Annotated in this window: 5 protein-coding genes; all 5 read left to right on the forward strand. The window is 59.1% G+C overall.

The window, feature by feature from the left end; all coding sequences use genetic code 11:
- The first annotated feature begins 45 nt into the window (after window positions 1-45).
- The 5 genes from pglW to brxD are packed head-to-tail and all read left to right on the forward strand — an operon-like array spanning window position 46 to window position 15,677.
- On the forward strand, window positions 46-4,272 hold the full coding sequence (gene pglW / locus JYA52_RS12650; RefSeq protein WP_205653535.1) for a BREX system serine/threonine kinase PglW: 4,227 nt from the start codon (window positions 46-48) through the stop codon (window positions 4,270-4,272).
- Window positions 4,269-7,889, forward strand: a complete 3,621-nt coding sequence (gene pglX / locus JYA52_RS12655; protein WP_205653536.1) for a BREX-2 system adenine-specific DNA-methyltransferase PglX — start codon at window positions 4,269-4,271, stop codon at window positions 7,887-7,889. Before pglW ends, pglX begins: the two co-directional genes overlap by 4 nt.
- Window positions 7,886-11,656: a DUF6079 family protein gene (locus JYA52_RS12660; protein WP_205653537.1), complete on the forward strand. Its 3,771-nt coding sequence runs from the start codon at window positions 7,886-7,888 to the stop codon at window positions 11,654-11,656. Before pglX ends, JYA52_RS12660 begins: the two co-directional genes overlap by 4 nt.
- Window positions 11,653-14,343 carry a BREX-2 system phosphatase PglZ gene (gene pglZ / locus JYA52_RS12665; protein ID WP_205653538.1) on the forward strand — a complete coding sequence of 897 codons (2,691 nt, stop codon included), beginning with the start codon at window positions 11,653-11,655 and terminating at the stop codon, window positions 14,341-14,343. Before JYA52_RS12660 ends, pglZ begins: the two co-directional genes overlap by 4 nt.
- A complete protein-coding gene (gene brxD / locus JYA52_RS12670; protein ID WP_205653539.1) occupies window positions 14,340-15,677 on the forward strand; it encodes a BREX system ATP-binding protein BrxD in 1,338 nt (445 codons plus the stop codon). The genes pglZ and brxD overlap by 4 nt, the downstream gene beginning before the upstream one ends.

Genomic DNA, 15,677 nt, shown 5'->3' on the forward strand with positions numbered 1-15,677 from the left:
GTGCGGAACGAACAACCGGCTTAGTCTCGCTCCAGGGGGTAAATAGTGGATCCGGATTCCAACCATTGGTTTGAACTCGGCGATGCAGCGACCCCTGCAGAGCGTCAGGCCCTGGAAAAGTTTAAGGCACTCCTGCCCAATGATTCAGTCACCTACGCGTGGTCGAATCTGACGTTCATTGACGCCAGTGGCCGCACCAATGAAGTGGATGTCCTGCTGCTGACGCAGCAAGGCCTCTTCATCGTCGAGCTCAAGGGCTGGCACGGAACACTGACTGGAGACCAGCAGAGCTGGACTCTGACCAGTCCGACTGGCAGCAGCAGCGTGCGCCCGAATCCGTACATATTGACGGACAGCAAAGCCAAGCGTCTGGCGGGCCTCTTGAAACTGAAGGCCCCCAATACAGCAGCAGCCAAGAACGTCCCCTTCATCAGGCCCATGGTCGTCCTGCACGGACAGGACTCTGTCGTAAAGCTGGATGAACTGGGCGCAACTGGAGTCTGGGCACTCGATGGATACAAAGTCTCCGGACTGAAAAACCGCTCCGTCAGTGATTTCCTTAGGTCTCCGGTGTCTAACCACCATGACCTTGTAGACGTCCCTCGCGCCAACAAGATTCGGACGCTCATCCAAGCGGCCGGGCTCAAGCCCACCCCAAAATCCCGCTTCGTTGGCCAGTACTCCCTGGAGAAGGCCGATCCCCTAGGCGAAGGCCCGGATTGGCAAGACGTGCGAGCCGTGCACCCGGCCATTAAGGCGGTGCGCCGCATACGATTGTTCGATCTTCCACCGGGCGCATCGGCGGAGGTCCGCAAGGAAATCGAGCTCTCCGCGAAGCGCGAGTACGCACTCACGCACGGGATATCCCACAGTGGCATCACGACGCCGCTAGATTACCTTGCTACGGATTCCGGTCCGGCCTTGGTCTTTGATCATGACGACGAGGAGCTCGCCTTGGGCGAGTTCATCCACCGAAGCTGGGCCGACCTTGGAATCGACGAAAAAATCAGTCTCATCAGGGCAATCGGCGAAATCCTCCAGTTCGCTCATTCGAGGCGCCTGGCTCATCGGGCTCTAACGCCCCGGCAGGTATTCCTCCGGGAATCCAAGTCTGGTCTTCATGTGTCCATACGTGACTGGTTCACAGGAACGAAGTCGCTCAGCTCAACATCGGCCGGCCCCTCCGAGTCGAGAACTTCCTTCGGCGCCGCAGAGCCTCAAAACCTCATCAGTGCTGAAAACTGGGTCTATCTCGCCCCCGAGACACTGACGGCCCGCTCCGAGCTGCCCCCGATACCTCTGGACGTATATGGTCTCGGCGCCCTGTCCTTTTTCATCCTTAGCGGGCGAGCGCCCGCCAACACCTTGGCCGAACTTCAGGAGATCTTCGCCAACCACTCCGGCCTGGATCTTGGCGCCATCGGTGACCTACAAGGGCCTTTCGTTGAACTGGTCCTGAACGCGACTCGGCAGTCGGAGGCCGATCGCACGGCGAGCATTGATGCCTTCCTCAAAGAACTGGATGCCGCAGTTGAAAAGCTAACCCGGCCTGATCCCAACAACCGTCCAAAGGCCAGCACTCCGCAAGAAGCATCCACAGGTCAGATGATTGGCGACCGATTCGAGGTCAAGGGACGTCGCGGGAGCGGATCCACCGGCACCGTTTTTGAGGTCGACGATTACGAGACGGGCAGAGAAGGCCTCATCCTAAAGGTTGCTAGAGACGACGCCGCAGCGCTCCGTCTTCGTGACGAAGCTGACATCCTCGCTGCGCTGGATCATACGAGGCTTGTACGGCTTGTCGAAGGACCGCTTAACGTCGACGGGCAAACCGCTCTGCTGTTGACTGATGCCGGCGACGAAACTCTTGCCCTCCGAATTCAGTCAGAAGGCCGAGCCACGATCGAACAGCTTGAAAGCTATGGAGCTGATCTATTCGCGGCCGTGGCCTATTTGGATTCAGTGGGCATCTACCACCGGGACATCAAGCCGGCCAACCTGGGAATCGTTCGGGACTCATCTACACGGAAACCCCGGCTGGTCCTCTTCGACCTGTCGTTGGCACGCGAACCTCTCGCCATGATTGGATCCGGAACGCGTGGATACCTGGACCCGTACCTCGGGCCTCCGAGGCGCAGGCAATACGATAAAGCTGCCGAGCTCTACGCCGTCGCCATAACACTCTTCGAGATGGCCACCGGCTCCCTCCCTTGGTGGCGGGACGGCGACGCAGGGCCCAGCAGCCCTGCCGACGAAGTTGTGCTGGTGCCACAGTCTTTCGAATCGGCCATTGCCGATTCATTGATCGCCTTCTTCAGGGTTGCACTGTCCTCGGATGCGTCCACGCGTTTCTCGGACGTGCACGCCCTGGCTGCTGGCTGGGCCGCTGTCTTTCGTTCCTTGGACGAGGCACCAGGTGGAGACGACGCAGATGAGGCCCTCCGTGATGCTGCGGCGGATGCCGCAACCCTTGACACGCTACTCGCTGAAGCAGGGCTAACAGCGAGGGCTATTTCCGCCGTCAACAGACTCGGCGTCGCGACGGTGGGCGAGCTGCTCGGCACCTCACCGATGCAGGTGAATTCGATCCGCGGCCAGGGCGAGAAGACACGAAAGGAAATTCAACGACGCATCCGGGACTGGAAGTCCAGGCTGCTGACTGGCGGCACAACTGCCGCTCCACGCCCCCTCGGCAACCTCGACAAGAGTATTGACACCCTGCTCGGGGGTCTGGTCCCTGTACCAAACAAAGCGAACGGTACAGAGGTCTTCGTTCTGCGCCTGCTTTTGGGCATTCGAACCCCACGGCCCGGCGGCGACCCAGCAGAACTGATTGCGTCAAGTGCAGCTTGGCCGACAATATCGCAGGTGGCCGAGCTGAGCGGAGTCAGCAGCGGCAGGGTCTCGCAAATTGTTACCGCCGCGGCGGCCCGATGGCAGCGAAGCCGTGTTCTAGCTGAGGCCCAGGACGAGGTACAGAGCATCCTAGCGGCCGAGGGAGGCGTAGCAGAGCTAGCCGAGGTTGCATCCGCGCTCCTGATCTCCCATGGCTCATCCTCTACAGGAGACGACCGTTTAAGACTGGCTCAGGGACTGGTCAGGGCGGTCGTCGAAGTAGACGCACGCTCATCGAACGCGCGTTTGGCTCAGCGACGGCTCAGCTCCACCGGACGAATCCTCATAGCAGCGCAGATTGACCAGGATGAGGCCCAACCCAGTGATCCGGAATCGTTGCTGGTGCTGGCGCAAGAGTTGGCCGCCAAGGTAGACAGCCTTGTGGACTCGAGGGACGGATCGTTCAGGCTGTTGCCCGCGGCGACGGTGAGGCCGGTCTTACGGGAACTGGACAAAGCCGCGATCCTGCACGACGACAGGATACTGCGTCTGGCCGTTGCGGCCTCACACACTGCGGCCCTATCCGGCCGCGGAGAGTTGTACGCTAAGACACTCCCGGCGGAGAAGGCCCTTGAGTTCACGCTCCGGGACGTCGTGGTGCGGGAGCTTAGCGAGTCGAGCGCACAGAAACGGGTGACATCGCGTTTCCCCACAGTGAGGGAACTGCCTTCACGGCCAGAGCTTGACGGCCTCATCGAAGCAGCAATGCCGGGCATGAGGTGGCGGGACGGAAGCTACACCCGAGTAGAGCGCTCCGAATTCGCCTCCGTGGCAGGGTCCACTACGCATACAAAGCTGTCTTCCACACAGATACTTGAGATCGAACGGCAGCTTGCCCAGTCGCTGACCCGGAAATCGGCGGTGACACTTGCTGTTCGCCCCAGGGACTTCATCAGGACTTCGAAGGCACTGACCCAAGTCTTTGGACTCAAGCTAGTGGACGTCTCAGCCGAAGTGGTCAAAGCAGTCCGCGCCACCGCACAGTCCAAAAATGTCGATTGGGATGTGGTTCTGCGGGCGGATGCCAAATCCGCTTCGCCGTCAGACCATGCGAACCTGGCCCAGCTGGTCAGGATGGCAGTCGCACCCTTGTGGGTGGAGTTGGTAGACAATCCGAATCCTTTGCTGCTCACTAATATTGGTCCTCTGCTGAAATTTGGGTTCGGCGCCGAAGTGGCCAGGCTTTTTGATATGTCCGTCCCGAGGCCGGCCGCTCGCTGGGTTGTAGCACCGAAACGCGGTTCTGCAAATACCCCGTCCTCAGACGGGCGCGTCCCTCCCATGGGTCCGGATGGATTCGTAGATATTTCGCCCGGGCTCGCCTCGGCTCTCAGCAAACGTGAAAGCACCATAACGTCCGGAAAGGACATCCTGTGATCGATTCCAAGCTTCTTCTCGCAGATCTCAAGAAACAGCTGAAGCTTCTGGAATCCGATCTACGAAGTGAAGCTAAGCGCCCTTCGGGTGAAGAGTCCGAAAGGTGGGCAAAGGAGCTCCGCGAAGAGCACCAGCATGCTCGCGACCACGACCGCACAGCACGCACTTTCGATGACTGGCTCGAGGGAGAAGTCTCCCAAGCCGCTGTTGCCTGGATTGTCGCCAGCGTCTTCATCCGCTTTTGTGAAGACAACGCCCTCCTAAATGATCTCTGGATTGCGGGACCAGCCGATCGTACTCAACGGGCCTCTGAGGCCGAGATGGCCCACTACGCGAAACTACCCACCGACAATGCCCGCGATTGGCTGAAGACTGCTTTCGGCGCCCTCGCGGATTTGCCCGCTGGCCGGGCGCTTGTTGACCGAAGGCACAATCTGGTGTGGCGGGCGCCCATCAGCGCTGAGTCAGCCAGCGCTCTGCTGAAGTTCTGGCGACAGACCGATGACGGCGGCGCCCTTCTGCACGATTTCACTGACCCCGAGTTAGGAACACGATTTCTAGGTGATCTCTACCAGGACTTGTCTGATTACGCGAAGGACACGTTTGCTTTGCTTCAGACGCCCGACTTTATCGAGGAATTTATCCTCGATAAGACCCTCACTCCAGCCATCACTGAGTTCGGCATAGCAGGACTCAAGCTGATTGACCCCACGTGCGGCAGCGGCCACTTCTTGCTGGGCGCCTTTGAACGCCTCCACGACGAATGGGAAGCCTTTAACCCCGGACTCTCCAGACGCCAGCGGGTCCAGAACGCTTTGGACTCCATCTACGGGGTCGACCTGAACCCGTTCGCGGTGGCCATAGCAAGATTCCGGCTCACTGTGGCTGCCCTTCGGGCCTGCGGCGAATCATCCCTCGTCACAGCCCCCGCTTTCTCCTACCACTTGGCCGTGGGCGACTCACTGATCAGCCAACAAGGCCGCCAGGGAGATCTCTTTGAAGATGCGGAAGAACCCTACTCATACACTTCCGAGGACATCGGTGAATACAAGGGAATTCTGGAACCCGGCACCTACCACGTGGTTGTTGGCAACCCTCCCTACATAAGCGTGAGGGACAAGGCCCTGAACGCGTGGTACCGCGAGTCCTACGAATACTGCAAGGGTAAGTACCAACTTACGGCGCCATTCATGGAGCTCTTCTTCCGTCTCGCGATCAGGGGCTCATCTGAGTCCGGTTCAGGACATGTCGGGCAGATCACATCCAATGGCTTTATGAAACGCGAGTTTGGAAAAAAGCTCATTCAGGAATTCCTTTCCGGTAAGTCCATCTCGAACCCTGTGGATCTCACGCACATCATCGATACATCGGGTGCCTACATACCGGGCCACGGCACTCCCACTGTGATTCTTGTGGGCCGAAGGCGCTCCCCTGCGGAAAGCAAGGTTCGGGCAGTCTTAGGGGTACGAGGAGAACCTGGAAGACCCAAAGACCCTGCTAAAGGCCTGGTGTGGAGCGAGATCACAGCCCATGTGGACGATCAATCATTCGATGGGAAGTTTGTCACCGTGGCTTCGCCTGCGCGTGATTCCTTTGCCCATCATCCATGGTCACTCTCAGGCGGCGGCGCCGGCGAGCTGAAGCAAATCCTTGACAGCCAGGCAAAAGGGCCGTTGGGGGAGATCGCCCAACGTTTGGGTGTATTCGGAATCATGGGAGCCGATGACGCATTCATGACTACTTCCAGTGAGCAGAAGCGACACAATGAACCGTCAGCTTATATGCCTTTAGTGGTCGGCGATCAGATCCGAGATTTTCGAATACGCCAATGTGATCCTACGTTTTTCCCCTATGATAAGGGTCACAAATTGCGGCCCCTATCAGATTTCCCCTCGACTGCCCGGAAGTTGTGGTCACTTAGGACGGAGCTGGGGAACCGAGCAACGTTTACAAAGGGAACCTACTTTTCAGACGGACGACCATGGTACGAGTGGCATCAGTTACCGAAGGATACGGGAGTACACAAATGGACCATAACTTTTGCTTTCGTAGCAACACACAACCACTTCGTCTTGGATCGAGGCGGAAGAGTATTCAAACAATCGTCACCAGTCATCAAGTTGCCATCAAACGCGACTGAAGAGGAGCATCTCGCCCTTCTCGCTATTCTCAATTCCTCCACGGCGTGCTTCTGGCTCAAGCAGGTCTGCCACGACAAAGGCAACGGGGGTATCGGAGGAGGAATCGCAGACCAAGAATGGGAACGGTTTTTCGAATTCACGGGGACCAAGCTGCAAGAATTTCCGCTGCCCAGCGAGCTGCCTGTTAACCGTGGCCGGGTATTGGATGAGCTCGCGTCCAACCTCGAAGGCACCTCGGCCAAAGCGACGGTCAATAATTTCGTCAACGATGTGTCCGGAAAGACATTGAAGGGGGAACTGAGCCGTGCCTTTGACACATGGACCTCAACGCTGGCCAAAATGCGGTTCGAGCAGGAGGAACTAGATTGGGAAGCATATCGTGCGTATGGCTTAGTCGGGACTGATCTGACCTACGAGGGCTCGGGCATGGGAAACGGTCTAGACCGAGGCGCGAGGAGTTTCGAGCTACTACTCGCACAGCGACAGGCCGCCGGAATCGAAGAAACGGCTTGGTTCGAGCGTCACGACACTACTCCCCAGACCTCAATCCCCTCGATCTGGCCCGATGACTATAAGGACCTCGTGCAGCGCCGTCTTCGGGAGATCGAAGACAACCCGGAGATCCAGCTTCTGGAACGTCCCGAGTTTAAGCGCCGATGGGCTACTGAAGCGTGGGACGCACAGCAGCAAAGGGCGCTTCGTGAACTCATTCTGGATCGGCTCGAGAACCCCGCCCTGTGGAAGGACGCCCAAGGCGCATGCAGCAAGTCGGTGGCCCAACTGGCCGACGTAGCAGGGCACGATGCGGTCCTGGTCGAGGCCCTGCAGGTTCTGACTGGATCCTCACATGTTGAGCTTGTTCCGGCTTTGACTTCGCTTCTCGCGGACCCATCCGTGCCCTACCTCGCGCAGCTCCGGTACAAGGAATCAGGCCTCACCAAATATCGCGGCTGGCAGGCTGTTTGGGATCTGCAGCGGCGCGAAGACTCCGGGGAAAAGGTCGACGTCCCCGTCCCGCCCAAATACAAACCTGTCGACTTCCAGAAGACTAGCTATTGGCAAGCACGGGGCAAGTTGGATGTCCCTAAGGAGCGGTTCATCTCCTACCCTGGACTCCTGCGCAGTGGCGACACCACCCCCGTGTTCGGTTGGGCAGGTTGGGATCACGCAGCTGCTGCCTTGGCATTGGCGCGGGCTACCGCCGAGCTTGACGCCGAAGGCGCTACTCCGGAGCAACTGAAGCCCCTGCTGGCTGGCCTGCACGAACTAGAGCCCTGGGTGGCTCAATGGCATGCTGACGTGGACCCGGCCATCGGCTCAAGCCCTGCAGTAGCCATCACAGGGATGTTGGACGGCTATCTTTCACGGTTGGCCCTGACGCGAGCTGACCTTATCAAGTTGCGACCCGCTGCATCCGCACTGAGAGGCCGCCGTCGTACTAGCGCAAGCGCCGAGGATACGGAGGCCTCTGTATGAACGCGACTATCAGCCTGCTGAAAGACGCCATTGATATTCCCGAGCATGTTGACGCAGCGGACTACGTTCTTCAACTTCACAGTGGCGTGGAAGCCGCCGAGAAAACCCTAAGTGAATATGTCGTCACTGATTCGCTGGCCAAGTCCTTTGATGAGGCCTTGGGACTTGTCGAACGATCCCTGGAGAACGGGCGCAGTAACGGTGCGTTTGTCCACGGTTCATTCGGTGCCGGTAAGAGCCACTTCATGGCCGTCCTGCACCTCTTGCTTGCAGGAAACCTCCACGCCCGGCAGCTGACAAATCTCCAGTCGAGCGTTGCCGAGCACGAGGGTCTCTTGTCGAAAAAACTGCTGGCAGTCGACTATCACCTGCTGGGCGCGGAAAGTTTCGAAAGCGCCTTGTTCCGGGGCTACCTGGACCAGACGCGAAAGCTGTACCCCGATGCGCCTGCGGCCGTTCTGCACCGCAGTGACGAGCTGTTTATAGATGCTGCAAACATGCGGAAGGAGCTCCAAGACGAGGCATTCTTCCGCATCCTGAACGGTGATTCGCAAAGTAGCGGTTGGGGCGAGCTCACAACCAGCTGGAACGGAGACAGATTCGATGCAGCTCTACTAGAGCCAGTCGGCAGCTCAGAAAGAGACCAACTGGCCCGGGCACTAACCGCCACGCTCTACCGAAGCTACGAGAACACCGGCCAATGGCTGGATATCTCCAGTGGGCTCCGAGCGATGACCGACCATGCGCATGGCCTCGGTTACGACGGCGTCGTTCTGTTCCTGGATGAACTCGTCCTCTGGCTGGCCCAGCACCTGGGCAACAACGACTTTATCCAGTCGGAAACGTCCAAAGTGGCCAAGCTCGTTGAAACAGGTACCGGCTCTCTCAGCATTCCACTGATCTCTTTTGTGGCGAGGCAGCGAGACCTGAAAGACTTCCTCGGAAGTACGGCCATCGGCGCCGAACGTGAAGCTATTGGTCAGAGCTTTTCGTGGTGGGAAGACCGATTTGAGGCTATAACACTGAAGGCCGCAGACCTCCCCCGCATCGTCAACCAGAGACTCCTGCAGCCCACTTCCACTGAAGGGTCCAGTGCCCTCGCCCAAGCTACGGCCAGTGTCAAAGCCAATCCCGGAGCCATGCGCCACCTGCTCTCCGATGAGGCCGGCTCGAGTGCCGTGGACTTCGAACTGGTTTACCCGTTTTCCCCGGCGCTCATAGACGCCCTGGTCGCGTTGTCCTCGCTTCTTCAACGCGAGCGGACGGCGCTGAAGGTGATGGGTGAGCTGCTCAGCTCGGGACGCGAACAGCTGCTGGTCACAGACGTTATCCCGGTCGGCGACCTGTTCGAGGCTGTCGTGTTGAGCGACAAGAAGCCTCTCAGCTCGGATATCGAGAAGCTATTTCGGATCGCTGCCGACTTCTACCTCAATAAGCTGCGACCCTACCTGCTGTCGAAGCACGGGATTAGCGAAGCTGATGCCGGGGCGCTTCCTCGAACTCACGCATTCGTTGCCGAAGACCGACTGGCCAAAACACTCCTGGTGGCCGAGATCGTACCGGGTACGCCGTCGTTGCAGAACCTCACGGCGGCAAAGCTGGCAGCACTGAACTACGGCACAATCAAAAGCTTCATTCCAGGTCAGGAAGCATTCGCCGTGCTGGAAAAGGTCCGGGACTGGTCCGGGGAGTTCGGCGAAATCAGTATCTCCGGTTCTTCCTCGGACCCGATTTTGAGCGTCAGCCTCTCGGGGGTCGACTATGACTCCGTTGTAGAGAGAGTCCAGAACGAGGACACCGAAGGCGCACGGCAGTCGGTTCTGCGCAACCTGGTCAGTGAATTCCTAGGTCTCCCACCGGCGGTGGGGTTGATGTCGACGCGCGAGTTCCCTCACGTGTGGCGAGGAACCAAACGGGTTGTTGACGTCATTTTCGGGAACATCCGTGACGCATCGTCGCTCCCGGACGATGCTCTCCGCGCTGAAGGGGATCGATGGAAGGTCGTCATCGACGTTCCCTTTGACTCCGGCAATCACAGTGCACAGGAAGATCTGAACCGCCTTGCACAACTGCGTGATGCTGGCCTTGAATCACGAACTATTGCCTGGGTTCCGCATTTCCTCTCCTCGGCACGTCTGAACGACGTCGGTCGGCTGGTCCTTCTCGAGCACCTCCTCAAAGGATCTGGAGAGCAATTCGAGGCGAATGCCAGCAACTTGCCCGTCTCTGATCGGCCGATTGCAAAACGTCAGCTTGAAAGCCAGCGCTCCAATATCAAGGAGCGCCTAAAGAGCGCGCTCCTTCAGGCCTACGGAATTGATAGCGCCACTGCAGATGATGTGGACGCGGTCATCGCCGGCGATTCAGTCCTCACAAGTCTCCTGCCCGGCCTTCAGCTTCAACCGCCGGTAGCAGCTGATCTGCGGGCCGGTCTCAACTCCGCGTTGGCGAACGCACTGACTTACCTCTATCCCAGACATCCGCTGTTTGAGCCTAGTGAAACGGAAATCAGAAAGGCCGAGCTCTCCGCTGTTGCCTCGTTGGTCGAAGAATGTGTATCCAGGGGCGGCCGTCTGGACGGGATAGAAAGGTCCAAAGCAGCGACACTTCGCCGCATTGCTATCCCCCTCCAGCTGGGTGAGCCACGAGAGACCGTATTCTCCCTTAATTCGTCCAACTTTGGGTGGATGGAGAACTTCACCAAGTGGACTGCCGCCGAAACACTCGACGTCAAGATACCCACCCTTCGGGCGCATCTGGAGGACTTTGGGGTATCCACCGATGTGGGTGACCTGCTAATCCTCGCTTGGACTTTGCTCGAAGACCGGCAATGGTTTCGCGCTCAAGCGCCGCTTCCTACAGCCCCAACGGTCGGTGGCATCACGTCCGACATGTCGCTCAGAACACCAGAGCTCCCTTCTGCGGATGATTGGACGATTGCAAACCACCGCGCCGCGACAGTGTTTGGTATTCCAGCAGAACCCCGTCTGAGCGCCCAGGGCGTCAGCAGACTGGCACGGCTGGTTCGGCAGGCCGCATCAGTGGCCCAGACGTCAGCTCACCAGCTTGTCCAAGAACTTCAACGGCACGCCGAGGTTCTAGGGTTTAACACTGAGAAGCATGAGTCGACCGGCAACGGCAACCGACTCAAAACCGCTACGGAGGCTTCAAGTTTGACAGCTGCGCTGGCTAGCGAAGTGAACGACACTTCGCTGCTAAGTGCCTTAGCCATTGCCGACATTCCAGCCGAACCTCAGGCGTTAGGCAAGTCTATTGCCAGTGCACCAGCCGTTGTTGCCATGCTCCGCAACGCGGAGTGGAAGGTTCTGAACCAGCTCACAACACGATCAGAGTCCGAATGGACCCATGTGCTGGACACACTCCAGACTGCCGCGATCGCTGACGAGTTCCATTCACCGCTCGCTCCGGCAATCGCTGCTGCCAAAGAGACCGCCCTCAGCATCCTCATGCGCCAACCTCCTCTGCCTCCGACGACTCCGCCTGAAGAGGTCGAAACCCCGACCACGGGCGGCGAGGCTGCTCCCGGGGACCTGCCAAGCAGGACTCAAGAGCCTCAATCAGTTCCAACGAAGCCAGCTGATCAAGCTAACGAGCCTACTGAAAAAGAGACATTGGCTACGGTTAACGCCGTCGATCTCATCCTGAATGGGCATGTAGTGGACCTGAGCCAATTCGAGATGCAGCTCAAGCGCGCGATGGTTGACCACCCGGGAAAGACAGTCCATGTGAAGTGGTGGATCGAGTGACCGTTTCGGAAGTTGGGTCCCCTCTTAGGGTGGCCTCACCGCAGATCATCGAGGAGTACGCGCAGCGGATAGCGCAGTCCCCCGAACCCGGCCGGATCATGCTCTTGGCAGCCCGCCCCATTTGGCAAGGCCCGTCATCGATCGCTACTCAGGGTGTGACGGTTTGGGTCAGGGCGGCCGTGTCGCAGCTTGCCGCTCTGGAGGCGGTCTCGGACCTTCCTGCTGGTGATCTCCTGATCATTCTGACTGACGTCCCGGAGGAGGAGCTAGGCGATGCAGTCACCATTCCGTCCCGTGGACAGCGGGTCAACTTCTTAGACGAGTGGTCGACCATTCCTGAGCTCTTCAGTGCTGTGAGCTATGACCCACAGCTACGGGAATACGGCAATTGGCTGCCGCAGAGCCTTATCGCACACCGCCCACCAGGAGGCTGGCCGAAAGCACCTTCTGGCATTGTTACTGCAGATCTGGCGATGAGCGGTCTTCTCACGTCTGCACTGGGGATGAGCGTCAACGATTCGACCGATGAAGCACACCTTCTGGTCGCATTGGATGTTCCAGAAATCCGGACTCGATGGGCCGGGGCTAGCTCGGAGCTTCGAACCGCCCTAATCTCCTGGGCCGGCCGAAGTCTCGGAGAGGCCGCTAGGCTCGCCTTGGCAGCTTCATCCACGAGCAAGATTTCAGTACTGGCCTTTGGAATCGCGCTAGATGTGTTGTGGCCGGATGCCGCCGATGCGGGCAGTCCAGCGACCGAACAGATAGCCGCGAGGACCCGAGCCGAACGCTATTTTGACAGCGCCCCGATTAGCCCCAGGGAAGCGCGTGCACTTGCATCGGCTTCCAGGCAGGCCCTGCTGCGAATGAGTCTCGCAGGTGACTCCATGGTCCCCGCGGTGATGCAACAAGCTGAAACGTGGCTCTCGGACCTCGGCTGGGCCGAAGGCGCTTCCCGGTCCGATCTAATGCCGGCAGGATTCGCTGCACGGGCCGGGCAGCTGGCCGAGGCCCTCATGGGTGTGGACCTGGCCTCCGTAGATCTGCCGCGGATCGAAGGCGTGCTTAATGATCTCTTGGACCACCAGCTTGCAGCAGGGCCGTCGGGGGAAGCCTTGGCGGCCCGTATGGTCGTCAGGCTCGTCCGTTGGCTAGCTTCGGAGGAACCAGTTCCGCAGTCGTTGAGCGATTGTGTTTCACTCCATATGACTGACGGCAGCTGGGTGGACCGTGCAGCTGCCACTGTCTGGACTGGATCCAACTTCGAGTCCAATGCTGCCGCCTACGCCCGTGTCCTGAATTCGGTTCAGGTGCGACGAAGTCTGCGTGATCGACAGTTTGCCAGAGAAGTCTCGGAAGAGCTCGCAGGTCGCCCTGTCGACACTGTGCCGGGAACGGAGGACATCCTGCCTCATGTTGTGAGGCCCCTTACTGGAGCGACTGGCTGCCTGCTGATAGTCCTCGATGGCATGAGTGCAGCTACGGCAAACTCAATTGTCGAAGATGTATTGAATAGCGGATGGCAGGAACTTGTGGAAGATCTCGAGGGGTCAGGCCATTCCCGCCGTGGTGTTCTCTCTGTAATTCCATCCGTAACGACCTTCTCCAGAACGTCCTTGTTTGCTGGTCATCTTGCGGCCGGCCAGCAGGCCGACGAGAAGCGCTCTTTCGGAGCGCCCTTGTTTCATAAAGACGATCTTCGTGCACCGGCCGGTGCCCGCTTGCCCGGCGAGTTAGTTGCGGGCCTCAACGACCCGCGAAAGCCGCTCATCGGCGTCGTTCTCAACACAATAGACGACGCCCTTGCCAAGCAAGATCCAGGTGGAACCACCTGGACGCTTAACAACATCCAGCATCTGGCGGATCTGCTCCAAGCCACCGCATTGGCAGGTCGGACGCTTATTATGACGTCGGATCATGGGCACGTCGTCGAACGAGGATCTGAATACCGACCTGTGGCGGAGGCCGCTGCCCGATGGCGCCCGACCATGTCGGGGCCGGCAGCGGCAGATGAGGTGGAATTGTCAGGGAGACGGGTGCTGGCACCGGGCGGCTCCGCTGTCCTGCCGGTTATTGAGGACCTCAGATACTCACAGAAGCAGGCTGGTTACCATGGGGGCTGCACGCTGGCGGAAATGATAGTGCCGGTTGTGGTTCTCAATCGGGCGGGGGCGCCGGCCCCCAAAGGTTGGCGGCCTGCGCCGCCTCAAACCCCAGGATGGTGGAACGATCCGGTCCGCGCGCAGCCCACGGACTACATTCAGGCCCGCCCGAGAGCCTCAAGGAAGGCAAAGGCGACAGAACCGCGCCAAGAACAGCCACTCTTCCAATTCGGCCCAGAGCCGGTGGCGGAACCGCTGGCCGCGGTTACTGGCCCATGGATCCCCCGGCTGCTGCAGAGCAGCATGTACAAGGACCAACGGTCCCGCGCGGGGCGCCGAGCACTCTCGGATTCCCGCGTAGAGCAGCTTCTGGCTTTGCTCGGGCAATACGGTGGGCGCATCCACAGGGACTCTCTGGCCAGCGCGGGTGGCGTGTCTGTGGCCGAGTTAACTAGCGAATTGGCTGCATTGCGGCGGCTTCTGAATGTCGAGGGCTACCAGGTTTTGACCCAAGACAGTGATGGCGTCACAGTCGTCCTGGATGTTGGCCTGCTGACTGAGCAGTTCAGTCTCGGAGTGGTCCGATGATTGACATCAGCCCTCGCCGACGCCGCGAAGTCATCGATGCTCTTCGTAGGGGCACGGTGCCTCAGCAAGGGCTTGATGTTCTGGCAGTGGGCCTGAATAGATTCGATCCAGCCATTTCCCACGAACTCGAATCCGTTGCCACGGGCGGTGCAGTTTTTAAGGCGGTCCGCGGTGAATATGGATCCGGCAAGACCTTCTTTGCGCGTTGGCTCGTGGAGGCGGCCAAGAAGCGTGGATTCGCGACTGCCGAGATGCAGGTTTCAGAGACAGAAACACCTCTGCATCGACTTGAGACGGTATATCGTCGGGTGACTGAGAATCTTGCGACTTCCGAATTCGCACCGAGCGCGTTACGAGAGATCGTCGACGGTTGGTTCTTTGCACTTGAGCAGGATGTGATTGCTGCCGGTTCCGCTTCCCGTGAGGATCCTGAGGCATTTGACGATGCTGTCGTGGCTCTCATGGAACGCAGGTTGGAGCGGGTAACACGCACAGCGCCTGCATTCTCAGCGGTGCTCCGCGCTTACCGTGAGGCGCTTCAGGTTTCCGACGCCGGTCAGGCGGAAGGACTTCTTGCCTGGCTGGGTGGTCAGCCTCACGTGGCAGCCTCCATACGACGAACGGCAGGAATCAGAGGAGAACTCGACCATTTCGGCGCTCTTGGCTCGCTACAGGGTCTTCTCGCCATTCTCCGGGACAGTGAGTACAAGGGCCTTGTCATCGTTCTTGATGAGGTCGAAACGCTCCAACGGGTCCGCTCCGACGTTCGCGAGAAGTCGCTGAACGCGCTTCGACAGCTGGTTGATGAAGTAGACGCGGGACGCTTTCCTGGCCTCTACATTCTGATGACTGGTACCCCTGCTTTCTATGACGGCCCCCAGGGCATGCAACGGCTCCAACCCTTAGCACAGCGCTTAGCAGTTGATTTCAACACCGACAGCCGGTTCGACAACCCTCGCGCGGCCCAGATCAGGCTTACAGGGTTCAGCCAGGAATCTCTGGTGGAGCTGGGCTGCAGGGTGCGGGACATCTACGCCTCGGGCAGCGACACGCCGAACCGCATTTTGTCCATAGTGGATGACCCGTATGTTGGGGTACTAGCACGTGCCATCTCCGGCGAGCTGGGAGGCCGTACCGGCGTCGCCCCAAGATTATTCGTCAAAAAACTCGTGGGCGATGTTCTGGACCGCGTGGATCAGTTTCCAGATTTCGATCCGCGCAGGGACTACGCGCTAACGGTGGCGAATGCTGAGCTCAGCGAGTCAGAACGGGCTGCTTCGAAGATGGGCGAAGTCCGCGGACGATCCGTGGACGATGTTGACCTCGAAATCTGA

The sequence above is a fragment of the Arthrobacter pascens genome, from assembly GCF_017052465.1.
Taxonomy (GTDB): Bacteria; Actinomycetota; Actinomycetes; order Actinomycetales; family Micrococcaceae; genus Arthrobacter; species Arthrobacter pascens.

Bases quoted from the DNA above. Each gene is read 5' to 3' on its own strand.
- JYA52_RS12660 (WP_205653537.1), top strand. From the start codon at position 7,886: ATGAACGCGACTATCAGCCTGCTGAAAGACGCCATTGATATTCCCGAG.
- brxD (WP_205653539.1), top strand. From the start codon at position 14,340: ATGATTGACATCAGCCCTCGCCGACGCCGCGAAGTCATCGATGCTCTT.